Genomic DNA, 26,367 nt, shown 5'->3' with positions numbered 1-26,367 from the left:
TTATCACATTAGCTAATTATCAAATTATCACATTTGCTTCTTGTTTCCTCAACATAATACTCAATCACAAAAGTTATTTAATTATCGTATGGAATAAATTAGTGTATGCGTCTTAGATATAAAGAATAGCTATGGAAGTTTCAACCATTCTAACGGCAGATTTGCTCGATATTTTATTCGAAGGACGCAATAAAGAGTATGGTGCCTATGACTTGCGACGTACTTATAAACGACGTCTTACAATAGCCATCACTGTTATGTTGTCTGCGCTTTTGTTATGTTGTATTGGAATTGCTTTTGCAAACGAGAAAAAGGAAGCAATGGGCGGAGTTATCATTCCAGATGAAACGGAATTAAAAATTATTGAAAAGCAAGAGCCTGTTGAACCGCCGCCACCACCGCCGCCACCCAAAATGCAGGAGCCGCCAAAAGTAGAGGTCTTAAAATTCACACCCCCGGTAATTGTACATGACGATCAGGTAAAGAAAGAAGATATGCCGCCTGAAAATGAACAAGTGGAAAATACTAAGATTGGCACTTTTAATCAGGATGGCGTAAAAGATGATGGACTTGTAGCGCCGCCAATAGAAACCGGGGGTAAAGGAATTATAGAAGCTCCGGTAAAGCAGGAAGAAGACTGGAATAAAATTTTTACAAAAGTAGAAATAGAATCAGAATACCCTGGAGGCTTGCCGGCCTGGCAACGTTTTCTAAATAGGAATCTTCGTCCATCTGATGAAGTACAGGGAACCGTGGTTATTCAATTTCTGGTAGATAAAGAAGGTAATGTAACAAATGTTGAAGCCATCAGCGGGCCCGAAGAATTACGTAGCGAAGCTGTTCGTGTAATAAAGAAAAGTGGTAAGTGGACGCCGGCAATACAAAATGGGAATCCGGTAAGATCGTACAAAAAACAACCTATTGTGTTCCGTGTAGTAGATGGAGAGTAAGGCCAATGTGCTAATGAGATAATGTGATCATTCGATAATGAAATACAGCTTCGCAAATTTTAAACCGTCTCGATTTTCGGGACGGTTTTTTATTACATTAAATATGTACAAAAGTTATTTTAGAAACGTATGGAATAAATTAGTGTATGCGTCTTAGTAATAAAGAGCAGCTTATGGAAACGAAAAACATTTTAACCGCCGACGTACTCGATATTTTATTCGATGGCCGCAACAAAGATTACGGTGCTTATGATCTTCGAAAAACCTACAATAAACGATTGACAGTATCCATAACTGTTATGCTGTCAGTTTGTTTGGTATCGGCAGGCTTTGCTTTCGGTAATAAGAAAGAGAAAGCGGAAGACATTTACACAACAACGGATATTCAACTGGCTGCAGTGGAACCACCAGCAAAACCAATTGAACCGCCGCCACCACCAGCGCCTAAACCACCGGCCCCGCCCGAGCACATCGACATTAAAACCATTAAGAACGTGGCCTACAACATTGTGCGTGACGATCAGGTGCCTGAAAACGAAAAACCTCCGTTGGTAACTGACCTTGATAATGCCATGATTAGCAACATCACCAAAGCGGGAGCCGACTATGATGGTACTGTGATCGCTCCTCCCGGTGATCCTAATGGTTCAACTGGAGTAACCAACATTACAAGGGATGCTGAAGAAACAAATGACCCACTAATGAAAGTGGAAATTGAATCAGAGTATCCCGGTGGTGTAACTGCCTGGCAGCGCTTCCTGAACAGGAACCTGCACTATCCGCAAGAGGCTGTAGACAATGAAATACAAGGTACCGTAGTGGTACAGTTCATTGTCGATAAAGAAGGTAATGTTAGCGATGTAGAAGCAGTGAGCGGTCCGCCAGAGTTAAAGGCAGAAGCTGTACGGGTGATCAGGAAAAGCGGTAAATGGACACCCGCCATTCAAAACGGCCGTAAGGTGAAGTCGTACAAAAAGCAGCCGATTGGGTTCAGAATTAGTGCAGAGTAACCTAATTCCCTAAGGAGGCATTAACAAAGCCACGCGTTCAAAAGCGTGGCTTTGGCGTTTTCACGTATTTTTGCACCCGAAAAGACAACTTATGCAGGGAAAATCAATCGGTTGGGAAGATACTATTGTAGCACTGGCAACAGCCCAGGGAATAGGGGCTATTGGCGTTATTCGCCTGAGTGGCCGCCAGTCATTCCATATTATTAATAGTTTATTCCCTTCAAAAGACCTTACCCAACAACCCTCACACACCCTGCATGTAGGATCTTTAAAAGAGAATGGGAAGATGCTCGACGAGGTGGTTGTATCGCTGTTTAAAGGCCCAAAATCGTATACCGGGGAAGATGTGGTAGAAATATCCGGCCACGGCTCGCCGTACGTTTTGCAGCAAATTATACAGGCCTGTGTGAACCAGGGCGCCCGCCTGGCCAAACCGGGGGAGTTTACCCAACGCGCCTTTTTAAATGGCAAGCTCGATCTGGCCCAGGCCGAGGCAGTGGCCGACCTTATTGCCAGTAATACCGAGGCCTCGCGCAAAACGGCGCTCCACAACATTCGCGGTGGCTTTTCTGACCGGTTAAAGAACCTGCGCGAACGCCTCATCATGTTCTCGGCGCTAATAGAACTGGAGCTCGACTTTTCACAGGAAGATGTGGAGTTTGCCGACCGCACCCAATTATACGACCTGCTGAACGAAGCCCAGCAAACCACCCAGCAACTGGCCAATAGCTTTCAACTGGGAAATGTAATAAAGAACGGTGTAAGCGTGGCCATCATCGGCAGACCCAATGCCGGCAAATCGACGCTGTTAAATACCTTGCTGAACGAGAACCGTGCTATTGTAAGCGATATTGCCGGCACCACCCGCGATACCATTGAAGAGGTGCTGAATATCGATGGCATCCTGTTCCGCCTAATAGATACCGCCGGTATACGCGAACATACACACGATGTAATAGAAAGCATTGGTATGGAAAAAGCGCTGGCCAAAATGCAACAGGCCGATGTGGTGGTATACCTGTTCGATGTAAACGAAGTCTCCGTACAGGACCTGCAAACAACCGTAAACGAACTCAACAATAAAAAGGTAAAACATATACTGGTAGGAAATAAGTCAGATGTGTTTGCCGAAACCGAGCTTCGCGAAAAGTTCAGCACCATCCCCGGCATCATCTTTATTTCTGCCAAAGCCAACTTACATACCGAAGTCTTAAAAGAAAAGTTGGTAGACCTGGTACTCCAGGGCAAAATTCAAACGGACGATACCATCATCACCAATGCCCGCCATTATCATGCTTTGCAGGAGGTACTGCAATCGCTCATCGATATTCGAAATGGGTTAGAAAACAAAATCCCCGGCGACCTGGTAGCCCTCGACATTCGCAGATGTTTACATTATTTGGGCGAGATCACAGGGGAAATCACAACAGAGGATCAGTTGGATTATATATTTAGTAAATTTTGTATTGGGAAGTAGGGGCTTTCTTTTACTTTCTCTTGTTTTCCTCAGCTTTCCTAACGTAATGCTTATCAGGACTGTATTCTAACAGATTCCTTTAATTTTCCTGCGTTTTATTTTTTTGTTGGACGATTTCCTGTTAATTTCGGATAGCAGGTGCGAGGTACAAATTTTAAAGGTTTTAGAGAAATTATTGCACTAATATGCTCTTTAATGCCTTGTAGTGCAATAAAGGATACCTCAACGCATCAGCGTAAATCGTAAGAAATGAGCAGTAATATCAGAATACAGAAAGTTTGCTTGCATTGTAAAAAGGTGTTTACGGCCAAGACCACTGTAACAAAATTCTGTTCAGATGATTGTGCAAAGCGCAATTACAAACTACGTATGAAAGGGCAGAAGGTAGAGGCGTCAGTAAGCGAAGCCAGGAGTGAAATGGATCAACTGCTTAGTGGCGGTTCAAAAGGCAATCCTTTGCCAAACTCAGTAGGGGAGAAAGCCCTTATTAATGTAAAAGAGTTATCGGTATTGATCGGTATTAGCAGAAGAAGCATTTTTAATTTGATGGCTGATGATGCATTCCCCCGAATAAAAATCGGACGTAAACTGTTGTTTGATAAAAACCAGGTGCTTGAATTTATCAAAACCAAATATGGTAATGTATGAGAGGTACATTGAGGAAGAAAAAATTAAAGAGCGGAAAGATTAGCCTGTACATTGATTACTATCCACCGGTTTGGAATCCCCAAACCAAACAATATACCAGGCGCGAGTTTCTGAATCTGCATTTGCATGCAGTTCCGGCAACAGACCTGGAAAAGCAGGAGAATAAATTGTACACGGAGATTGCAGAAAAGATCTACATAAAGCGCATGAAATCGCTGATGTTGGAAGAGAACAATATTTTTAATAAAGATGTGTTGGAAGGCGATTTCTTTATCTATGCTGAAAATTTCATTCGTGGAAAACAAAAAACCAAAGTAGACACTACGCATTACGAAACCGCTATTAAATACCTGAAAAAGTGGAAAGGCGCTCATTTGAAATTCCGGCATATCGACGAAAAGTTTTTAGAAAAATTCAAGGAGTATTTGTTAACTACTACTTCTCTGAAGTCGAAACATACAAAGCTTAACCAAAATTCAGCTGCCTCATATTATGATAAGTTAGCCCTGATTGTACAAAGTGCATTTCTTGATAAATATTTATCTGAAGATTACACACAACGGGTTCCCCGTATCAGTAATGTAGAAACGTTCCGGCAGATCATCGATGACGAAGAATTGAAATTGCTGTTAGATAACCCGGTTGAAGATGAGTTGGTTTTCAGATCGTCAATATTTGCGTTATTAACCGGCTTTCGTTTCAGCGCTTTGAAAATACTGAAGTGGGGTGATTTTCATTATTCAACTTCATTAAATGCCTGGTATGTGTACATTATTGATCCGAAACCGGAGAGATCATTTAAACACTATATCAGTCACCAGGCTTTACATATTTTAGGGGGAAAACAGGATGGCGATAAACTGGTATTTCCCGATTTAAGTTATCACCACGTAAGAGCAAAATTGAAAGAGTGGTTCAGTAAAGTCGGCCTGGAGAAAAAAGCCAAGTTCCATAACTGGCGACATAAATATGCTACCGACTTAATTGAAAAAGGCGAAGATATTTATATAGTAAGTAAGATGCTTAATCACAAGCATGTGAAAACAACGCAGATTTATGCTAAGGTGCCTGATACCAATAGGGCCAAAGCAGCAGGTAAAGCCACTATTCATCATTTAAATTAAAAGCATATGGGTATATCACCGATGGAGCAACGCCTAGAGAAAATGGAAGCTGATATACAGCATATAAAAAGCATGCTGAGTGAATTATTGGATATCACCCGTATGGCTACACAAAATCATTCAGAAGAAAAGATCATGTCGGCAAAAGAAGTAGCGGAATTTCTGAAACTTGATCTAAACGTGATCTACGCCAAATGTGGCGATGGGCAAATTCCTTATTTCAAAATGGGTAAGCTGTACAAGTTTAAGAAATCTGAAATCCTGGAGTGGGTGAAAAGGCAGGAAGCCAGCTCGCCATTTTCGGTGGATGATTATGTTGAGCGGTATTTGCAGAAGAATCAGTTGAAGGGGTAAGCAAGGAAATTCAACTGCCGAGGAAAATGCGGTAGTTGAAATAGTAAAAACGGTTTAACGCGAGTGTCTATAAAGAAATTTGCATTTGCAAATTGTATTTCTTTTTGTTGCGTTTAGTACATTTTGTTAGGGCGACTGTATAAATATAGGGCCGAATCTTAAAATAAGCACTTTTCAAAATCTATTAATTCAATAGCCTGATGGTTGAAACGCAGAATATTGAGTATAAAAGCACCTGGCGTGTATCAATGGTGGCATAGATAAACAATACAATATATGAGATCAATTTTTATAATTAGCGCTCTGGCCGGCATCTGCTGCTTAACGGCTTGCGATCCTTTTAAAAGAATTCCGCTGAGAATAAATAATTCGGCGACGTTTGTGGCGCAGAAAGACAGTTGTGGAATTAGTTTATCGGTCGAAAAGTTATCGGGCTCATTTATGATGAATATCATAGTGGATGGTACGCCAGGTGTACATATTGATTTGGATTCACTTCGTATAATTGGTGATATGCCAAACGGGCTCAGGGTGGAGGAGCCATCCGTGATGGGTTCAAATTTTAAAATAAGTAAGGAACGCAAATTTATTTTTACCGAAAAGCGAACGCTGAAAATTGATCTGCGTGTTATACCTGATACAGCTAATAAAGTGATGTTAATATTACCCCCCGGATTTGCTAAATGTGGCGAACAGGCATTAATTGTAGATACGTTGAGGGTAAGGCTATAAGTTATTGAAAGTAAAGAGCAGTTATAAAATAAAAGGCCTTCAGTTAATAGGTGCTTCATCTAATTTATTTCCATAAGACGTTAATAGAGGTCGTTCAAATTTTCCAAGTATGTACCGTTTTAGGATTGAAATCTTATTTGATGATAACTTTACAATGCAAAGTAAAGTGCTTTTAATTTACTGATAATCAGTCTCATTTTTATTTGATGGTTATTTGACAACCTCTATTCTATGGGAGATTTTTGTTAAAGGGTTAATAATTATTGTGTCACGGATTGGAAGTTAGCTGGGACATATCTGAATCAATATACGGCTTTTACACACTGCAACTGCACCGTTTATGCGATTAATTTGGTAAATTACACATAGCATAAATAGCGGAGCATGATAACGTTAGACCAGGTAAAAGATATACCATTCAAGGTAAAAGTAACCGAAACCAATGCCTTTATCCGGGAAGTGCCATATAAAGATCAAGCTAAAAAGCCCTTCCAGTTGGTGCCGGATTTTGATAAGTTGGCAAATCACGCGCTCCATAACCACTACTGTCTCTCCTTTATTAATTGCCCCTTTCATCTTGACTTTGAAAACCTGGTTGCCCATTTTGACTGGTGCTGCCGGTACCTCTATTTCAATTTTGAACAATCGCTGTTGAGGCTGGAAATATTTGCCAGGCTGGAGCAATTACACCTGGATAAAGCCAAGCTGGAGTATCTAATACAGGCTTTGGAGAAATATCCGGAGGCATATAGCTACGCCCTCCATGAAGCTGATGACCGGCAAAAATGGGCATTATTGAAGAAAACGAACTTTCAAAAATGTACCGACTTTCAACATATAGTAGCCACTGACAGACTGCAACGGTCTTTACTTTTACAACATTTGCAATGCCTATTATATTCCATTAGTCGAATTCATATTCCAATCGATCCGGTTACTGATGGAGATGTTTCTCCGAAGCAACAGGAGAAACTCCAGCCAATTAAGCCGACGGCGAAACCAAGAGAGCGGGAGGCTAGCCTGGTGCGATACCTTAAATTAAATGAAGACCTTTTGCCCGCCGCCTCCAATAAGGTAATTGAATTTCTGTACGATTACCTGGAACCTGCTTTCCGACGGACATATACCTTGGAGGAATTTTCTGCCATTTTCACCAAAGAAGATAGCCCTACCCTGGAACTGGTTAAAAAGGCAAATTGGGATAACCAGGCTTTAATGATATTATTTCAGGAATTAAAAAATGAGAAAGTGCTCGTCGTATCCTGGCCGGTAGTTGAGCAAAAGGTGAAAATGTTTAAAGAAAACGGAAGTCCATTTTCCGGTTTCGCCCAGGTTAGTTCCGGAAAAATAAACGCAAAAAAGCAGAATGCTGTGAAAAAGGCATTAGAACCGCTATTCGCATTGATTAACAAACAGTTCAATTCAAGCAGGAAGAAATAACTTCCACACTCACACTAAAATAAAGTCCAGTTTTTTTATCCATTTTCCACTGTTTGCCTTAAACCGGAATTTTCTCAGACGAATTTGCTGTGAAACAAATATTTGAGAGTTATGTCACAGCAGATGCAGTTTATTGGTTTTACTTATGAACAGGCTCAGCTCTTTATTCAAACCATTGTTAAAGCCTGTCTTGAAGAAAATACCCTCTCCATTAAAAATAATTCTGAAGCGCCAGTTACCACGAAACAGGCATGTGAAATTTTAGGTGTTTCGGCTCCTACACTTCGAAAGTTTGTGGCTATGTCGCTTATACGACGGCATGATTTAGGCCCACGAAAAAAGGTTTTTTACCGGTCAGAGTTAGAGGAAGATATTAAACGGATTAGGGCTGCCAGGTCCTTTAAGAATGAGGAATGACACATTTCACATTTTCTTCAGTATAAAACAAAACCATTTTTTACCTATTAAAATTTTCAACTATGGCTGAATTTAAACGGCAAACCTTCTTTTTTAGTAACGGGAAACAGATCAAACTTTATGGAACTGGCTTTGGCGTTACCAGAACCCTTGAAATAACTGAAGCTTCGGCCCCGAATGTTTTTTGGCTAATTGAAGGCCAGGAAGGTGGTAAACCCACAACTACAATTTGCAACCCTTACAAATTAACACCAGAAGAAATAATGGAAGTGGCGGACTACTGCATCCGGCAATGGATGGACGTAAAAGACAATGTTCGCAGGTTCGGAGTCGATAGCCCCAAAGTATTCAACCGGGAAAATGTGCGGCCTGGTGATGAAGGTAAACCGGAACCTACCGCGCAGAAGAAGGGTAATAAAGTTGGTTCTGAAAAACAAAAGACGGCGAATAAAGAGGAAGGATCGACAGCTATTAAGGAAGAAAAGACCGGAAATATCTAAGGAAAAACAAGGGATGGAGGTGTGATAAATTAAAACAGTTGATATGAAAAGTTTTTCTTGTGAAGATGCAAAACAGATAGATCTGGTTGAATACCTGGCATCATTAAATTTTCAACCTCAAAAAGTTCGCAATGAAAATTATTGGTACCTGTCACCGTTGCGGCAGGAAAAGACCGCTTCGTTTAAAGTAAACCGGCAAAAGAATGTATGGTATGATCACGGTGTAGGCAAGGGTGGCGATCTTATTGCTTTCGGAACACTTTACCATAACTGTTCGGTAAGTGAGTTGCTCGATCGTTTATCGGCATTCCAAAGTTACCGGGTTCTTTCTTTTCACCCGCCTGGCATTTCGGGCGGTCATTCGGGTGCAACCTCCGCTGCTGGTGAAAAGAAAGAGGGTACAGACAGTAAAATTGTGGTGGTGGAAACCCGTCCACTCGCCGCTCCTCACTTGCTTGAGTACCTTGAAAAAAGATGCATTCCTTTGGACGTAGCATGTAAATACTGCCGGGAAGTTGATTTTTTGCTGTATTCAAAACTGCACACCGTCATTGGTTTTGAAAATAAATCCGGCGGTTATGAGCTGAGAAGTGAAAAATTTAAAGGCAGCAGCTCACCAAAAGATGTAAGTTTAGTAAGAAGTAAAGACGAGCATCTAGCCGTATTTGAAGGCTTCTTTTCATTCCTTTCATTCGCTACGGTTAACAAGAACAAGCAAGCCCCGCTGTCAAATTGTCTCATCCTAAACTCCCTGTCTTTTTTTGAAAAAAGCAGGTCGCTGATGGAAAGCTTTAAGCAGGTTCACCTATGCCTTGATCGGGATACTGCCGGTAAAGGGTGTACTAAACAGGCCCTTGAATGGAACCCGGATAAATATATGGATAGAAGTGATTTCTACAGGGGCAGAAAAGATCTAAACGAGTGGCTTATCCACCATAACAACAACCTTAGACTAAATCAATCCAGAGGGCATAATAGACTGCCCTGATTTTAGCATAGCAAGGGGTGTTTGGGGCATCCCCAAACCTCTTGCCATTCATCCCGCTGTAGCGGGATTCAGGTCTCATGGCGCCTTAGCGCCATTCGGTCAAAAATTACAATAACTACTAAAGAGAGCAGGATATGAAGCAGAATGAAAAGATAACCATGTCTGGTGCAAAAAATAAGGGCGGCAGGCCCAGGGTCCCGATAAAGAAGAACAAGGTCATTTCCGTAAAATGTACAGCTACGGATAAGATGACCATTAGAGGAAAGGCAAGGGCTGCCCAGACCACAGCCTCCGAATTATTGCTAAAGCTGGGCCTTGAAGGAAAAATTGACAGGTCGAAATCTACCCTTCCCGCAGATGCAAACAAACTGATAAGCATCGTAAACAACATTGCAAACAATATCAATCAGATCGCCAAAAAGCTACACCAGACGGGGCAATTAACTTCTTACTGGAAGGAACAACTGGAGTTTCATTTGGGTGAGCTTAAAAAAATTGAACTCACAATCAATTCCTATTTTCTATGATTGGCAAACCCATAACCGGCGGATCTTTCTCCGATACAATTCGATATTGCCTGGAAGATAAAAGGGATTTATCCTTGGAACAAAAACTTGAAAAGTCAATTTCAGAGCAGGTGCAACATTTGAACAGGGCTGAAATTTTAGACTTTCATAACTGCTTTGGTGATCTTGCTGACCTTACCCGCCAGATGGAAAATGTTTCAAAATTGAATAAAAGGGTAGAAAAACCAGTATTTCATTTTACACTCAGGCCGGCAGAAGGTGACAAATTAACCATGGAAAAGCTTAAAGAAATCGGCCACAAATGCGCTGACGAATTTGGGCTTACAAATAATCAATACGTCATTATCCTTCACAAGGACACAAAAGTTCCACATATTCATATCGTAGCCAATCGCGTGGGTTTTGATGGTAAAGTGGTGAAAGACACCTACAGTATAAACAGGATGCAGCGATTTACAAGGAGAATTGAAGAAGAGTATCATTTAAAAAAGGTGCTAAGTTCCCGGTCAATTTTACCAAAAGAGATGCGCCACATTCCCCGACAAAACGCAAGGCTGGATAAATTAAAAAAGGATATTCAGCAGAGTTTAGAAAAGGTAACCACTTACGCTCAGTTTGAAGAAAAGATGAAATCCCTGGGATATGCTATTCTGAAAGGCCGGGGTATTTGTTTTATTGATGATAAAAAAGTGCGGATAAAAGGAAGTGAAGTCGGGTTCCCGTTGGCAAAGATTGAAAGAGTTCTTAACCTCAAACATGAGATCAGCCAAAAAGAGGAGCAATTAAATACCAAAGAGAAGTTATGGCAGATAGAACAAAAGAATCAAAGGCCATCCCTTACACCTACACACAGACTTTTTATAAAGTTCAAAGAAAGAGACCAGGAAGAAGAACGTTCGGGCCTGCGGGAGGTTGTGGAATTATTAAAAGAAATCTGTAACGGTATTATTGATGATATGTTAAAGCCCGAATATACTGGTCAGTCTCTTGACCCCAATTGGCTACAGGAGTATAAAAAGAGAAAAAAGAAAAAATTAAGACACTCACAAAGGCTGTGATATACAACAGATGAAAAAAACATTCTACCATTAAATTAAAATATTATGGGCGAAACAAATGTGGTTAATGAGTTCAGTGGAAATTCGGAGTTTCTTATTAATGAACTGATCGAAGAACAAAAGAAGTTGCAAAAAACTACCAGCGATCTGCTGACTGCTGTTAATTGTTCAACTCCCAAAGTGGATAATCTTAAAAATTCAATGGAACAGTTAATAGATGAAAAGTTTAGAGGGTTAGAAAAACTGATGGGGCAAAAGCTGGAAAATTCAAATAAAACAAGTCAAGATGAAGACGCAAATTCTTTAAAAGCAATTTTGAAAAAAGGCATTATCGATTTAAAGTTAGTTCTATCAACTTCTCCCAAAGGCATTACAAAAAAGGTTCAAATCCTTTTATTTCCGGAACAGGATGCCAAACTTTTTTATAAAATAGTTTTTGGCCGGTGGTTTATGTGGCTGGCAATAATAGTATTTATGCATTTCATGTACAACTGGGCCGTTCATTGGTCGGATAATAATAAGGAGGTAAAAATGCAGCAATTGCAAAATGATAGATTCACGAATGCATGGAACTATCTGTATAAAAGAAGTAATAAAGGGACGCGCAGGCTCATGGATAGTGCATGGGTAAAAAGTGCCGGTAATTAAATCGAAGGTGGAGCTTATTTAACGGCCAGCGTGAAAAATGCTGGCCGTTTATAGGTTATTGGTAATCGACAATGGATTATAGCCTCGTTTTATATGTGTTCCGATAAAATCAAACTTTCAAACGTCTTCAACCTATCTTCAAACGATTGCTCTGTTTGTTCAAGAAAAGTATTAACCCGGTCAAGTAACGACATTACCTGTGCCTGACTAACTTCAAAGCTTGGACTATACCTTGCGGCAACATAGGCAGTATTCAACAAATTGAACGATTCCTTTTCTTCATCGGTGTTGTTTGGGAAAATGGCATCCAGCTCCGGAGCGCAAAAGCGGGAATGTCTTATTAACGACTTTAAATTATGCCCATATGTGGTCAGTGAAGTAAGAGAAGCCAATAATGCCCGGAGTGCATGTTCCATTGCTTGGTGCAGCAAAAAGGCGGATTGTTTATATTGGTTACTGGTGGCAAAGTATTCAGCACCGTCAAGGAATGATTTCGCATCATGGAAAGCATCATTAAAAGTATTGCGCGCCTTCACTTTTATGGCAGCAATATCAATGATGGCCTTTTCGGGCAATGGCAACCTCTTGTTATCATATACTAGTAATCCATCTGTACAGACTGCGGAGTAAAAAATATGGCCTATACGTAAATGGTTATATACTTCATTGATTTTATTGCACCAGATCAGCACCGAACCCAATTCACCACATTTTGTTTGTACCTGTGTTAAGTAATCACTATAGGAGTATTTAGCATTCTTCGGTAAAAGCACCACGAAATCAAATTGTGGCCGGTTCCTGCTATTTATGGTAAAACCTGACCAGAACAGCTTTTCTGCATTGGTTATGCGGATAATGGTTTCTACTATCGTCGTTAATTTTTCCCGCAAAGCGATTTCAACCTGATAAGATCCTGCTAGTCGGGTTAGGTTAATTGAGTCTATATTTTCTGCAGAAAATGGGTACGTTTCAAAAACCTGCCTTTTTGATTGCTTTTGTTTTTCATGGATGATGTGGGCGGCTTCTACTAATTTTTCAATTTTTTCATATATCGTTACTAGCAGTTCCCGTTCGCGTCTATGTAAGTCGTGTGAGTAGTTGCCGGTAACTGCTGTTTTAAAAAACACCCATAATAGTTCGCGGATTCGGGGTAGGTGGGCAAAATCAAATAATTCGTAAATAACATGGTAAGGATTGTCTATTTCCGCAGGGGTTAATTTTTGTGGGGGAATTACGTTTTTGGGTAGAATCGTTGAAGCCACATTACACATAACATTCAATTTAAGGATGAAGGAAGGATTGAAAGTCATATAAGGTTAACCCAATGGAGAAAGTGTTTTCTGCCCTTTTTCTAAGGCATCAATGGATAATGAAAAATGCGTGGGTTAGTCCTTACGGTTCTGAAGGGCTACGACACCCTGATCCCAATAAAGACGCCCACGCACAAGCGTGAGCGTTTTACTTTATTGCTCTGGGATCGGTGAAAGGTCGTAGTTTTCAGAACCAGGCATAAAGCAAACACGCTAAATAATTTGTGTTCGCAAGTTATGTATTTATCGTTAAGATGTGTTTTGACCGTTGATTTCCATAAAAGGCATTCTAGAAAGTATTGTAAAATGTTTAGAAACTCTAAACAAATGTACTGTAACTCGGCTAATCTGCAAATTGTATATATAGGGTTTCTGAAAAAAAGTATTTTACAACTATTAAGATGTTTAGAAAATCTTGACGTTCAAATGACAAAACTGGGGCTTTATTTAGCACAAAAATCTGTGAACAAATCAGAAGTGGCGCGTAAAACAGGGTTAAGTAAAGCTAGAATCAGTGAGCTTTCCTTAAACGCCAGTACGAGGTTGCAGGCTGAGGAATTATATCTTATCGCATTGGCTATAGACGTAAATCCTTGTGACATGCTTGAACAAGTTTGTGGACATGTAAAGAAAAAAATCAAGCTATAAACGCTTAAAGTTGAATTATAATTGTGGATCTGGCTTAACGTGGAGGACGTTATATTAACCTATGGTATGGCAAATAGATCTCCGGCGACATATGCTAAGTATAGGTCATTTCTGGAATGAAGGTAGAGCAGATTGTTTTGATCGTATTTTGGGGTTTAATAAATACTATATAGAAAAATCTTAAAATAAGAGGCTTGCAAATAAGTACAAATTTTGGATGCGCCGATGTACGATGTGGTATATACGCATTGATTGATCCAGGTATGAAGCGGTCCTCATAGTTAATAAAAGCCTAATTGCTACCTTTTTTTGTTACGATTTTTAATGTATAATGACTTTTCATTATTTTGTATGCATAGATAGGTAAAGCAACTATGCGGTAATTAAATTCTGTTCCGAACAGCGAATGAGTAAAGAAGCCAAAGCTAGAATCAAAATAAACAAACTGCTTGAGGAGGCAGGCTGGCGTTTTTTTGATAATGAAGCAGGGCCCGCAAACATCCTTCTCGAAAATTATGTGAGGATTACGCAAAGCGAAATTGACGCGTGGGGTAATGATTATGAAAGGACTAAAGGCGGTTCACTCGATTTTCTTTTGGTAGATTCTGACAACAGACCTATTTGTGTTCTTGAGGCAAAGAAAGAAAGCCTTCATCCTTTGATTGCAAAAGAGCAGTCGAGAAAATATGCCAATACCGTAGGAGCCCAATATATTATTCTTTCAAATGGAATTGTACACTATCTCTGGGATTTAAAGAAAGGAAATCCCAAACCCATTTACAAGTTTCCTTCACCTGAAGAAATTGGTGCAATAAAAGAATGGCATCCTAACCGTATCGCATTAGCTAATGAACCAGTTGCCAAAGATTACATTGTATCCGTTCAAATGCCTGACTACAAAGAAAGACCTGGATGGCGCGGCACCATCGAAAAGAGTAAAGATTTTATTTGGGCAAATGGACTGCGTTTTCTAAGGAAGTATCAGTTAAATGCAATTGAACATTTACAAAAAGCAGTACGTGAAGGAAAGGATCGCTTTCTGTTTGAAATGGCTACTGGCACCGGTAAGACGCTGACTTCTGCTGCGGTTATTCGTCTCTTTTTAAGAACTCAAAATGCCAGACGGGTTTTGTTTTTAGTAGATAGATTGGAATTAGAAGATCAAGCTTGGAAAGCTTTTACTAATAATTTAAAGCCTGACTATACTACATTCATATTTAAAGAAAATAAGAGCGATTGGCGAAAAGCTGAGATAGTTGTTACCACAATACAATCGCTAATGTTCAACAATAAATATCGGGATGAATTCAACCCGACAGACTTCGACCTAATCATTTCTGATGAATCACACCGCTCCATTTCTGGGAATGCGAGAGCTGTGTTTGAGTATTTCCATGGGTATAAATTAGGATTAACCGCCACTCCTAAGGATTATCTGAAAAATGTTGATTTCGAAAAGGTAAAAGAAAATGATCCGAGGGAAATTGAGCGGAGAATGCTAAGAGACACCTATTCAACATTTGGATGTGAAGGTGGCGAACCAACATTTCGTTATTCATTATTGGATGGGGTAAATGATGGTTTTCTGATTAATCCAAAAGTAGTGGACGCCCGTACTGAAATTACTACTCAATTGCTCTCCGACGAAGGGTATGCAGTTATTATAGCTACAGAGGAAGGAGAAGAAACGGAAACATTTATTTCCAAAGATTTCGAGAAGAAGTTTTTTTCAGAGAAAACAAATAGGGTTTTCTGTCAGACTTTTTTGGAGAATGCTTTACGAGACCCGATCACAAATGAAATAGGAAAGACTATTGTTTTTGCGGTGAGCCAAAATCATGCAAGAAAAGTAACAGAGATATTGAATGAGTTTGCAGAGCAACTTTTTCCAGGCAAATACAATTCGGATTTTGCGGTGCAGGTCACCTCTCAGGTTGGCGATGCCCAACAAATGACTATCAACTTTACTAATAATAATCTAAACGGCAAAACGTGTTGGTTGGAAGGATACAAATCATCAAAGACAAGAGTTTGTGTAACGGTTGGTATGATGACGACTGGCTACGATTGTCCTGATTTACTTAATCTATGCATGATGCGGCCAATTTTCAGTCCTGCCGATTTTGTACAAGTAAAAGGAAGAGGCACAAGAAAGAATACTTTTGAATTCAAACATAAGAATGAGCTAGGCGAAGAAGACATCATAAGACATGAAAAATCGGTATTCAAACTGTTTGACTTCTTTGCTAATTGCGAATATTTTGAAAAAGAATTTGATTATGATGAAGTGTTAAAACTTCCTCAGCAAAAGACAGGCACACGCGGCGGTACTGCCGGTAGTGTGAACATTGATAAGTACGTCAGTTCGCGTGAAGATTTGTTATTTCAGTTAAAAGAAGAGCAAATAGGATTACAGGGAATGAAGATCGATCGAATGCTTTTTAAGAAATTTGAAGATCGCATTAAAATGGACGACATTATTAAAAGGCATGTGCAACTAGGTAATTGGGAACATGTGATAAGTCATATTCAAAGTGAGATATTCAATAAGCCCGAAGAATATTTTAATGTGGAAAAATTGCGTAAAGCAGCGCAAATTGATCGAAGGGTTTCTATAAGGGAGGTTGTAGAAAAGATATTTGGAATCATTCCAAAATTCAAATCGAAAGATGAAATGCTGGAAGAAGAATTTGATAAATTCATTTCAATTTATCCACCCGGAGAAGACGTAAATCTGGTGGCATTAAAGTATTTTTTCAAAGCATATATTGTTGATCAAGACGTTCGAATGATTATTGAAGCTAAAGACTTTCATGCTTTACAGACCCATCCAACACTTACTATTGCACAGTTCAAAGAGGTGAATACAAAATACAGAGAAGTAATTCCAATTTATATAAAAGACTACATTAAACTTGAGCAGTTCGCAGCTTAAATGAAATTATGTTAGATTCAGCAACAAAGAAAAGAATTGATGATTGCAGGGATATATTAGTAGGTAAGTTACCAGACCCTAAAGCGCAGATAGAACAAATAACCATAGGGCTTATTTACAAGTTCATGGATGATATGGATAAAGAATCTATTGAATTAGGCGGCAAGGCAAAATTTTTTGCAAACTATAAATTGCCTAACCCTGAATTTCCCAGTGATCGCAAGAAAGACATTGTTGTGCAATTCGAACAGTACAGCTGGGATAATCTATTCAATCCAAAAGTGACAGCTATTGAAATGCTTCGTCTCTATTCAGAAGCTATAGTGAGTATAGAGAAAAATCCAAATATACCTCCGCTTTTTCGTGATATTTTCAAGAATGCTTTTTTGCCATATCGTGATCCTGAAACACTAAAACTTTTTTTGAAAACTATTGATGGATTCGAGTATACTCATAGTGAAAAATTGGGAGATGCTTTTGAATACCTTCTTTCAGTTATGGGATCACAGGGAGATGCTGGACAATTTCGAACACCAAGGCATATTATTGATTTTATTGTTGAGGTTGTTAATCCAACCAAAACGGATAAAATTTTAGATCCGGCTTGCGGCACCGCTGGATTTTTGATTTCAGCTTTTAAGCATATAAAGGAAAAAAATAAAAATGGATTTACTCCGGATGAAAGGAAAAAACTAATGCAAAACTTTGTGGGCTATGATATTTCTCCGGACATGGTACGCCTTAGTTTAGTTAACTTATACCTGCATGGATTTTCTGATCCACATATCTGGGAGTATGATACATTAAGCAGTGAAGAGCGGTGGGACGAAACCTTTGACGTAATACTAGCAAATCCTCCATTTATGAGTCCGAAGGGCGGTATTAGACCACATAAAAAATTTTCAATCAGCAGCAATCGGAGCGAGGTGTTGTTTGTGGACTATATTGCCGAGCACTTAAACTCTAGGGGAAGAGCTGGGATTATTGTACCTGAGGGAGTGATATTTCAAAGCGGTGGAGCGTATAAAGATTTAAGAAAAATGCTAGTGAACAACTATCTATACGCTGTGGTGAGTTTACCGGCCGGTGTATTTAATCCATACAGCGGCGTTAAGACGTCCATTTTGTTAATGGACAAAGAATTTTCAAAATCGAGTAAAGAAATTCTTTTCGTCAAAATTGATAATGATGGGTTTGGACTAGGTGCACAACGTAATCCGGTGAAAGGCGGTCAGTTGGGACATGCGGCTGAAGTCTTGCATCAATATAAAAATGGCGATTTTTCTGATAGTGAAATTGCGCATGTTGTATCTAAAGCAGAAATTGGGAAAAATGGTGAATATAATCTAAGTGGAGAAAAGTATAAATCTTTTAATGCGTTATCAACGAACTATGAGTCTGTAAAGCTGGGGGATGTCTGTAAAGTAGTAAATGGAAGAGCTTATAAACAAGAGGAACTCCTTGACAGAGGCAAATACCCGGTGCTTCGGGTTGGTAATTTCTTTTCGAACAGAGAATGGTATTATTCTGATTTGGAATTAGAAGCAGATAAGTATTGTTCAAAGGGCGACTTACTTTATGCATGGTCCGCTTCCTTCGGCCCAAAAATTTGGGATGGTGAAAAATGTATTTACCATTACCATATTTGGAAAATGGTTCCCGACGAAAAGAAAATAAATAAATATTTTTTATATCATGTTTTGAATAGGGAGACCGAGGCAATAAAGGCCGAGGGAGGACGTGGCATTGCTATGATACATATCACGAAAGCTGGGATTGAAAATAGAGAAATACCGTTGCCTCCATTATCTATACAAGAGGAGTTAGTGGCCGACATAGATGATTATCAAAAAATAATAGATGGTGCAAAAGCTGTGATAGAAAATTACAAACCAAAAATTGATATTGACCCAGATTGGGAAATAGTAAAGCTTGGCGATGTGTGTGATTTTATAAGAGGTCCGTTCGGGGGAAGTTTAAAAAAAGAAATTTTTGTAAATGAAGGTTATGCAGTGTATGAACAGTCTCATGCTATTTATAATCAATTTCAGGATTTCCGCTATTTCATTGACGAATCTAAGTTTAAGGAAATGAAGAGATTTGAAATTGCTCCAAATGATATAATCATGAGTTGCTCCGGAACTATGGGTAAAGTTTCGGTCATTCCCAAAACTGCACCCAAAGGAATAATTAATCAGGCACTTCTTAAACTTACAGTAAAAAAAGGGTTGCTCACAGAATTTTTGAAATTGTGGATGGATAGTAATAGCTTTCAAAAAACACTTTTAGGAAATGTACAAGGCGCTGCAATTGCGAATGTTGCATCGGTCAAAGTTTTAAAGGAATTGGAAATGCCACTTCCTCCTATAAAAATTCAAAACGACATCGTTTCTCAAATCGAAAAAGAACAAACATTGGTGAATGGCAATAGAAAGCTCATTGAAATTTTCGAGCAAAAGATAAAAGATAGAATCGCAAAAGTGTGGGGGAAATAATTTATCTATGGAGCCATTTGAACAATACCATAATTACAGTCAAAATTTGCTCCTTGCTCAATATGAGGTATCTGAAATTATCAGACACAATTTGACGAGAGGTGAAGTTCGTGAAGACTTTATTATTCAATATTTGACCAAAACAATAACGAATTGCCAGAGTTATCTAAAAAGAGGATTTATAAATCTTGGCCAGGATCAACAGAGCGGTCAAGCAGATATATTATTGATAAAAAGGCATGCTGAGACTATTGACTTGGGAAATAGAGGAAATGTAATTGTAAATCCTGAAGATTGCTTAATGGTTATGGAAGTGAAAAGCACATTAACGGGACCTTATTTAAATGATTTTAATACAGAAGCGCAATTGATAAAAAATGCAAATTCAAACATTGTTTGTGGAATGTTTGCATATAAAGCTGAATTAGAAAAACAAACTATAATGCTTCGTTGTGGTCACGACTACAATGTCGAAACAGATACATATTTCGATTCTGATAAAGACCCGTTACCAACATGGTACCCTTATATTGATTTTGTTCTGCTAGTTGACAAATTAGAAAGTAATGGAATCGAAGAAAACTTAGAATTGCAAGGAGCTAATCAGATTTTTGTTAGAAAGGCATTGGGAGTGAAGGAAAGATATTTTATTGGCACGTTTAATCCCGCGGTAAGGAATTTAATCAGTCTTGTGAGAAGTTTGCTAATTCAGTAAAGCACCATGTTGGTCAAGTTTATTTAAATCGGTTCAACCATGGAAAAATGGTACGACGTTTATAATGAGATTTCCACCACTCTTTTTACTTTCTATAATTTAAATTCGAAGAACTGTGGTAAAATTCTTTTTCGCCAGGCTATTAAGAATAAAGAATTTTTGAGTCTAAATGATTGGCTGTTTAGTATCGAACGAGTTATAAGAACACGAAGTGTTGACCCTATTCACATCTTTTGTTCTTTTAATAGAAGCCGCCAGTTTGAAACTGATAGAATTAAAATAATCAACAGTTGGCTTGGCATGTTAAACAGTAAAAAGACATTTGAAAAAATTGATTTTACTGGCTGCCCAACACCTTTTTCAATCAAGTTATTATCGGCAAGAGATATTGAATCTCAATTCGAGATCTGGACGTCTTTTTTTCAAGTCAAAAAAGAAGGACAAAAGGGTATCACAGAATTAATGTTCAAAAATATCAAGTCTTGGTATGGAATTGATATACCTTCTTTTTCTATTTTTTTATTTTGGATTGATCCTCGAAACTTTCTCTCACTAGATAAAAATTCCGAAAAACTATTGTTTGAGGCGGGAATTATAAAGTCTTCACCTAGAACGTCATATGAGTACCAGGCACTACTGCCCCAAACAAATTCTTCACTTTACATTAACATTGCCAAATACGGTTATGAAATAAATTCTGGTAAACGAATTATTTCAGAGAAATTGGGCATCGAGGCTTTTGTGAAAAAGATTAGGAGCATATACAATCATTATAATGTAAGATTACATGCAGGCGGGGATTTTACTTTTAAAGTTGTTGCAGTTCGTCCTTTAAAAAGAAGTTACAAAAATCATATAAAAGTTTTGGAAGCTGGACATATTTACTCTTTTTACAAACAGTATGAATTTCAAAAAAATGGTAACATTCGATTCAACAGAGAATTAGAATTAGATGTTTACAATGTGAACGGACTGACGATAAATGTGTCTGCAATTGTGGGTAAAAATGGTTCGGGAAAGAGCACAATAAGCGAAATATTATTTTTAGCAATCAACAATATCGCAGCTTTAAGCTTTGCTGATAAAAATCAAACAGATTTAGTGTATGAACCTGGGTTAAATATTGAACTTTACTATACTACTGGAACATTTTGCCGCTTAAGCCTTATTGGTAAGAAAATATATATTACAGAGTATGAGATGCGAGATGAAGTTTTGTATCCACAAAAAAAGCGATTTGCTTCAAGTTTCGAGTTGAATGAGTTTTTTTACTCAATTGCAGTTAATTATTCTCATTACGGTTTAAATTCACTGGAATTAGGCAATTGGATTGAAAAGCTCTTCCATAAAAATGATGGCTATCAAACCCCCTTGGTGATAAATCCTTTCAGAGAAAAGGGAAACTTTAATATTAATACTGAGAATGAATTAATTAAGGGAAGATTACTGGCGAATATAGTTTTACCAATAGACGTTAAAGACCCTAATAATTTAAGGGTTATAACTGATAATAAACGATCAATTAAAAGGATTCGTTTCTTCGCGCATGAGGATAAGATTAAAGAATTACTTGAAGAGAGTTTAGAGAAATCTGAAATTGTCTTTAAAGACTTTTTAGAATTCTTTAATCTGTCAACTAAAGGAGTGCCAAAAAAGTATATTGACTATTCGATACTTTATATTTCGCAAAAATTAAAACGGATATGTAAAAATTATTCTCCTTATAATAAATATCTGAATCTCAAAAGGAGTGATTTAGATTTAAGGAAACTTCGCGAATTGTTTGAAAAGATAGACACTGATCCTAGTCACATTGTGTACAAAATAAAACAGTTAGTTAACTTTTTTCGTTATAAAACTTACAAATGGTACCCGTTAAAGAAGACTTTTGAGATTGAAGATATATCTGAAAGGATTGAGAGAATTAAATCGGAAGAGGTACGGATAAGACGGATAAAATCTATAGAATTATTACCTCCATCATTCTATGATTTCGAATTTATTTTGAGTGACGGGAGCAATTTTAAAAAGTTAAGCTCGGGCGAGAAGCAAAGGATATATACGGTAAGTTCAATTATATATCATTTGTATAATCTTGATTCTGTTTCTGAAGAAAATAGTTTAATCACATATCCATTTGTAAATATAATATTTGATGAGATTGAACTTTATTTTCATCCCGAAATGCAGCGAAGATTTGTAAATTATTTTATAGATTATTTGAAGCGAACTTCTCTAGATAATATTGTAGCCCTTAATTTTTGTTTCATTACCCATTCTCCATTTATATTGTCTGATATTCCAAGCCAAAATGTTTTGTTTTTGAATGAAAACGGCAAGCCAAATGATTTACTAAATCAGAATAGAACATTAGGTGGCAATATTCACGATTTATTAGCCAATAATTTTTTTCTTGACCAGGGCTATATGGGCGAATACGCAAATAAGCTTATCACTTCATTAATTGAATTTCTTTCGGATAGAAAAGACGCTCGGGAAAAAAAGAATGACAATAATCAATTATTTGTTTGGACTGAAGAAGTTGCGAAGAAATTGATTGATTGTATTGGTGAACCCTTAATAAGAGATAGCCTTCATGACCTTTATCTCTCAAAATACGAACCGCCGCAAATTAGAGAAATTGATAGGCAGATTGAACGTTTGCAAAAATTAAAAGATAGATTAGAATGATAGCAATTCCTTTTTCAGTAGTAGAGAAATCAATAGTTTACTTCAACCCGAGAATTCAGTCTTACCAAAATGATTTGCAAAAGCAACTTCTTAAAATTTTAACTGATAAACGGCTAAACCCTAGCAAAAGGAAATATGTGAAGACATTACTTGGCATTTCTAGCAATGTCATAACAGCTAAACCCTCAACCCTGGAGAAGTATAGGCGAACGTTTGATAAAATAATTGATCCTAAAACTATGAAAAGTGCTGCCTATAAAAGTTTTAGAATTCGGATTATTAATGCACTAGGATATGCAGATAGAAGGAGGGATTTTTATCCTGTTTATTTTCAGTCCATTGGGATTAAAGCATGCATTTATTGTAACTCTATGCTTACTGTAACTGTAGAAAGAATATCAGGAGCGAAGAATAAGAAAAGTATTCAAGCAAGATTTCAGGTGGATCACTATTTACCAAAGTCTGAATACCCTTGTTTTAGCATCTCTCTTTATAATTTATATCCATCTTGTTCCAGTTGCAATAATGTTAAGAGCACAAGCAGTGTTAGTTTCAAGCTTTACGAGGAAGGTAGTAAAATTCGAGGCTCCAGTTTCTATTTTGACCTAAATATGATATCAGTTGCGGATTATCTTTTATATAGAAATAATGAAATGATTATTTATAATTATAAAGAGCCCTCTGCTCCAAAGAACAATAAGACTTTTCAGGAAGTATTCGCTATTCAAGGTATTTATGATACTCAAAAAGATATCGCGGAGGAATTAATTTTAAAAGCAGAAATTTATACAAGCACATATAAAGATACTTTGACTAAAAAATATCCCAAAATTCTTACAACCTCAAGCATAACAAATAGACTACTTCTTGGAAATTATACAAACGAAAAAGACATACATAAAAGACCTATGGCAAAATTTATGATAGATATTGCTAAGCAAGTTGGTTTAATTTAACTTTTTGATCGGAAAACACATATGGTGACACGGGGTAAATCCCCTTATTAGGATATCTACCTTACTTCACCTTTTCAAGCATATCATATACATTTTAGTTATAAAATCATTACTCTCTTATCAATTGACCTCAGTATATTAGTTCTTTTTTGGGGTAAGTTTAGTCTCTATATTGTATTTCTGTCTCTATAAGTAATTCATTACAAATTGAAATTACTTTTTGTATTGGGAAGTAGGTATTAGTTTTAAACAATTTTTTTCGTTTTCACGGCTTAAAAGCGAATTGCGCAATTCCGATAATTCCTTTAAATTCGTTTGGATTAACGTTTATTCATAAGGAAAATATGGAGGTTTAATTCCCTATATTCGTGATATATGGATATTAAAATTTCAATATTAGATATTGTCATATTTTTAGGGATCCTTCAGGCTATTACAGCTATAGTGATCGGAGTTGTTTCTAAAAAGAATATAGTAGCCCGTTTGTTCTGCTTGTTACTCTTCTTCTTCCTGCTTATAATCTTTAAAATTCAGTTGCATACCCTCAATCTCTGGGAGAAGATACCTTATTTCAGATATTTTCCATTGGCTATTGACCTGGTTTTACAACCTACTTTCTATCTTTATTTTCTCTCTGTTTCCGGTATTAATTTCAGCTTTAAAAAAAAGCAGTTATTACATTATCTCCCGGCCCTTTTATTCATGTTACATGCCCTGATCGTATACTTTAGTGTACTGGGTGTAAACGACCTGGCACAAAAAGCCAGTATTGCCGAAAAATTTTATTACAATGCAGTGAAAGAAATTGAAGATTACCTGTCTGTCATTTCTTTTTTTGTATATTTCTATTTATGCTATAAAACACTTAACGTACAGGCGAAAGAAAAAGGCGAGGCAACCAAAGATGAATTAAAGCGAAAGTGGCTAAAAACCATTGTTGGCCTGTTTTTTATTCTTTCGGTACTTCTTGCATTTTGCGTTGTTCTTGAAACCGTGTTCAAGCTGGGTGAACATACCTTTCTGCACTGGGGTATTTTCTATACTTACCTTTCCGGTTTTTTATATTATATAAGTATAACCAGTATCCGTTTGCCGGAAATTGTGATACTGCCTATTTCTCCAATTGCGAAAAAGGTCGATAAGGATAAGGTCGTTTTAATTGCCGGAAAAATAAAGGAGATCATTGAACAGGAAAAGCTATACCAGAATGCTGATCTGTCAATTCAGGAATTAGCTAAAAAGATGAATGTTAGTACATCCACTTTATCCTATGTTATTAACACCCACTATAAAAGCACCTATCGGGATTTTATCAATGAGTATAGAATAAATGCCGTTAAGGAAATGCTCCTTAATTCCTCCAAACAAAACCTTTCAATACTTGGAATCGCTTTGGAAATGGGATTTTCTTCAGAGGCCAGCTTTTACCGGGTTTTTAAAAGTAAAGTAGGCGTATCGCCAAAAGAATTCAGGGAGCAACAGTCTCTGAAAAAGAATGCTGGCTAATATCCATTTTACTTTTGAATGTATGTTAGGCAGCCTCCTGTTTTTTAATAAACTGAATTGTTGAATTGTTTACGGCTTTATTTTTTTTGATAAAAACAATAATTGCTCCCATCCAGGAAAAGTAATCGACCAATATCTTAAACAGCGGATAGATCAGGATCGATTGAGTTCTTTTTCTTTTGAATTCTGTGGATTCCAGTGGCGATAAAAATATCAGATTATAGCACCAGCTAACATTTACCACATATAGAAGCAGAAAAAGTATCATTACGTAAAAGACGTTTGTCAAGCTGACAAGCAATACCAAAAAAGGAAATGATACAATTAGTAAAGCGAGACCAATATCCATCAGTGTCATGATCCCCAGTCGGCTAAATTGCTTGATCTGTTCAAAGTAATATTTTTTTTCTTTATTGAAGGTTTCCAAATAGCCAAGATTCCATCTAACGCGTTGTTTTATTAGTGCTTTTAACGACAGGGGCGGTCTCGTTAAGGCCAGTATATTGTCTTCGTAAACCGTTTTGTAACCAAGTTTAAGCCCTATCAGCGTGGCCTCCCTGTCTTCACCGCTCCGCAGCCCGCTATGCTGCTCATAAATTGAAATCAGGATCTCTCTTTTATAATACGACCCTGCTCCCGGCATTACGCGGATGCTTTTTTCTTTTTCATGGAATTTGTACAAACTTCTGGCCAGTGAGTATTCAAGTTGTTGGTATTGAAATACCTTTCCGGAACCTTCAAATGGCAACATTCTGAAATAACAACCCATTAAAGACGTATCCTTCTCTAGAATAGGAGAATTTACAAGTTTATTTACCCCGATAATATCCGTATCAAAATCAGACAGGATCACAAATTCATGAGAGATTGCTAAAGTTGTTAAATAAAGCGCACCAACCTTATTGGCATTTGGAAACACAGAAGCTATATGAAAAGCGCCGGGATTATGGTTTAAGAAATCATTTAATTTTGAAACACTTTCATCTGTAGAACCATCGTCAATAATGATAACATCAAGCAGACCCCGGTTTTCATCGGCTATTTTTTTGAAATAGTTCAGTCTTGCTTCAAAATTCCCATTACCACTTTCATTATACTGGGGTATAAGCAGGGCATTTTTTTTAGTTTTACCTGGCGCATCCCCAATCCATGTGAGCTTGGTTTCGCAATTGTTTAAATACTGCAGCATATAAAATAAGATTGATTTTGATTAGACTATTTTATTTATAAGATGTTTT

23 protein-coding genes are annotated in these 26,367 nt (G+C 37.7%); 21 read left to right on the top strand and 2 right to left on the bottom strand.

Features of this window, described 5'->3' with window-relative positions; all coding sequences use genetic code 11:
• Positions 1-131 precede the first annotated feature (131 nt).
• The 14 genes from GGD38_RS09400 to GGD38_RS09335 all read left to right on the top strand — a co-directional run bounded on the left by GGD38_RS09400 (position 132) and on the right by GGD38_RS09335 (position 11,873).
• Positions 132-950 (top strand): energy transducer TonB, encoded by an 819-nt coding sequence (locus GGD38_RS09400; protein WP_375298253.1) that lies wholly within the window; start codon positions 132-134, stop codon positions 948-950.
• A gap of 173 nt (positions 951-1,123) precedes the next feature.
• Entirely contained in the window at positions 1,124-1,960 is an 837-nt protein-coding gene (locus GGD38_RS09395; protein ID WP_375298254.1) for an energy transducer TonB, read from the top strand.
• A gap of 91 nt (positions 1,961-2,051) precedes the next feature.
• Positions 2,052-3,437, top strand: a complete 1,386-nt coding sequence (gene mnmE, locus GGD38_RS09390; RefSeq protein WP_375298255.1) for a tRNA uridine-5-carboxymethylaminomethyl(34) synthesis GTPase MnmE — start codon at positions 2,052-2,054, stop codon at positions 3,435-3,437.
• Between the two features lie 369 nt (positions 3,438-3,806).
• Positions 3,807-4,085: a helix-turn-helix transcriptional regulator gene (locus GGD38_RS09385; RefSeq protein ID WP_375298256.1), complete on the top strand. Its 279-nt coding sequence runs from the start codon at positions 3,807-3,809 to the stop codon at positions 4,083-4,085.
• Positions 4,082-5,209 carry a tyrosine-type recombinase/integrase gene (locus GGD38_RS09380; RefSeq protein WP_375303795.1) on the top strand — a complete coding sequence of 376 codons (1,128 nt, stop codon included), beginning with the start codon at positions 4,082-4,084 and terminating at the stop codon, positions 5,207-5,209. Before GGD38_RS09385 ends, GGD38_RS09380 begins: the two co-directional genes overlap by 4 nt.
• A gap of 6 nt (positions 5,210-5,215) precedes the next feature.
• A complete protein-coding gene (locus GGD38_RS09375) occupies positions 5,216-5,563 on the top strand; it encodes a helix-turn-helix domain-containing protein (protein WP_375298259.1) in 348 nt (115 codons plus the stop codon).
• A gap of 276 nt (positions 5,564-5,839) precedes the next feature.
• Entirely contained in the window at positions 5,840-6,295 is a 456-nt protein-coding gene (locus GGD38_RS09370; protein WP_375298260.1) for a hypothetical protein, read from the top strand.
• A 384-nt stretch (positions 6,296-6,679) separates the two neighbouring features.
• Positions 6,680-7,735, top strand: coding sequence for a hypothetical protein (locus GGD38_RS09365; RefSeq protein WP_375298261.1), 1,056 nt, complete (start codon positions 6,680-6,682; stop codon positions 7,733-7,735).
• A gap of 111 nt (positions 7,736-7,846) precedes the next feature.
• Complete coding sequence (locus GGD38_RS09360; RefSeq protein ID WP_375298262.1) at positions 7,847-8,152, top strand: helix-turn-helix domain-containing protein; 306 nt, start codon at positions 7,847-7,849, stop codon at positions 8,150-8,152.
• Between the two features lie 62 nt (positions 8,153-8,214).
• The gene (locus GGD38_RS09355; RefSeq protein WP_375298263.1) at positions 8,215-8,652 is read left to right on the top strand and encodes a hypothetical protein; all 438 of its coding nucleotides are present in this window, start codon (positions 8,215-8,217) and stop codon (positions 8,650-8,652) included.
• Between the two features lie 43 nt (positions 8,653-8,695).
• Positions 8,696-9,640: a toprim domain-containing protein gene (locus GGD38_RS09350; RefSeq protein ID WP_375298264.1), complete on the top strand. Its 945-nt coding sequence runs from the start codon at positions 8,696-8,698 to the stop codon at positions 9,638-9,640.
• Between the two features lie 134 nt (positions 9,641-9,774).
• Positions 9,775-10,167 carry a plasmid mobilization relaxosome protein MobC gene (gene mobC, locus GGD38_RS09345; protein ID WP_375298265.1) on the top strand — a complete coding sequence of 131 codons (393 nt, stop codon included), beginning with the start codon at positions 9,775-9,777 and terminating at the stop codon, positions 10,165-10,167.
• The gene (locus GGD38_RS09340; protein ID WP_375298266.1) at positions 10,164-11,225 is read left to right on the top strand and encodes a relaxase/mobilization nuclease domain-containing protein; all 1,062 of its coding nucleotides are present in this window, start codon (positions 10,164-10,166) and stop codon (positions 11,223-11,225) included. The genes mobC and GGD38_RS09340 overlap by 4 nt, the downstream gene beginning before the upstream one ends.
• A gap of 45 nt (positions 11,226-11,270) precedes the next feature.
• A complete protein-coding gene (locus GGD38_RS09335) occupies positions 11,271-11,873 on the top strand; it encodes a hypothetical protein (protein ID WP_375298267.1) in 603 nt (200 codons plus the stop codon).
• Positions 11,874-11,962: 89 nt separating this feature from the next.
• On the opposite strand, the gene GGD38_RS09330 is transcribed toward GGD38_RS09335, so the two are convergent.
• Complete coding sequence (locus tag GGD38_RS09330; protein ID WP_375298268.1) at positions 11,963-13,144, bottom strand: HEPN domain-containing protein; 1,182 nt, start codon at positions 13,142-13,144, stop codon at positions 11,963-11,965.
• Between the two features lie 345 nt (positions 13,145-13,489).
• Here GGD38_RS09330 and GGD38_RS09325 point away from each other — a divergent pair, with 345 nt between their 5' ends.
• The 7 genes from GGD38_RS09325 to GGD38_RS09295 all read left to right on the top strand — a co-directional run bounded on the left by GGD38_RS09325 (position 13,490) and on the right by GGD38_RS09295 (position 25,129).
• Positions 13,490-13,831, top strand: a complete 342-nt coding sequence (locus tag GGD38_RS09325) for a helix-turn-helix domain-containing protein (protein WP_375298269.1) — start codon at positions 13,490-13,492, stop codon at positions 13,829-13,831.
• A gap of 406 nt (positions 13,832-14,237) precedes the next feature.
• Complete coding sequence (locus GGD38_RS09320) at positions 14,238-16,766, top strand: DEAD/DEAH box helicase family protein (protein WP_375298270.1); 2,529 nt, start codon at positions 14,238-14,240, stop codon at positions 16,764-16,766.
• Between the two features lie 8 nt (positions 16,767-16,774).
• The gene (locus tag GGD38_RS09315) at positions 16,775-19,261 is read left to right on the top strand and encodes an N-6 DNA methylase (RefSeq protein ID WP_375298271.1); all 2,487 of its coding nucleotides are present in this window, start codon (positions 16,775-16,777) and stop codon (positions 19,259-19,261) included.
• Positions 19,262-19,268: 7 nt separating this feature from the next.
• Positions 19,269-19,976, top strand: a complete 708-nt coding sequence (locus GGD38_RS09310; protein ID WP_375298272.1) for a DUF6602 domain-containing protein — start codon at positions 19,269-19,271, stop codon at positions 19,974-19,976.
• A gap of 39 nt (positions 19,977-20,015) precedes the next feature.
• The gene (locus GGD38_RS09305) at positions 20,016-22,667 is read left to right on the top strand and encodes a hypothetical protein (protein WP_375298273.1); all 2,652 of its coding nucleotides are present in this window, start codon (positions 20,016-20,018) and stop codon (positions 22,665-22,667) included.
• Entirely contained in the window at positions 22,664-23,623 is a 960-nt protein-coding gene (locus tag GGD38_RS09300; protein WP_375298274.1) for a hypothetical protein, read from the top strand. Before GGD38_RS09305 ends, GGD38_RS09300 begins: the two co-directional genes overlap by 4 nt.
• A 375-nt stretch (positions 23,624-23,998) precedes the next feature.
• The gene (locus tag GGD38_RS09295; protein WP_375298275.1) at positions 23,999-25,129 is read left to right on the top strand and encodes a helix-turn-helix domain-containing protein; all 1,131 of its coding nucleotides are present in this window, start codon (positions 23,999-24,001) and stop codon (positions 25,127-25,129) included.
• A gap of 25 nt (positions 25,130-25,154) precedes the next feature.
• Here the strand turns inward: GGD38_RS09295 and GGD38_RS09290 are convergent, their stop codons facing one another.
• On the bottom strand, positions 25,155-26,318 hold the full coding sequence (locus tag GGD38_RS09290) for a glycosyltransferase (RefSeq protein ID WP_375298276.1): 1,164 nt from the start codon (positions 26,316-26,318) through the stop codon (positions 25,155-25,157).
• Positions 26,319-26,367 lie beyond the last annotated feature (49 nt).

The organism is Niastella sp. OAS944 (assembly GCA_024809215.1).
Taxonomy (GTDB): domain Bacteria; phylum Bacteroidota; class Bacteroidia; order Chitinophagales; family Chitinophagaceae; genus Niastella.
The sequence above is the reverse complement of the archived record's forward strand: the minus strand, read 5'-3'. Positions and strand labels throughout refer to the sequence as shown.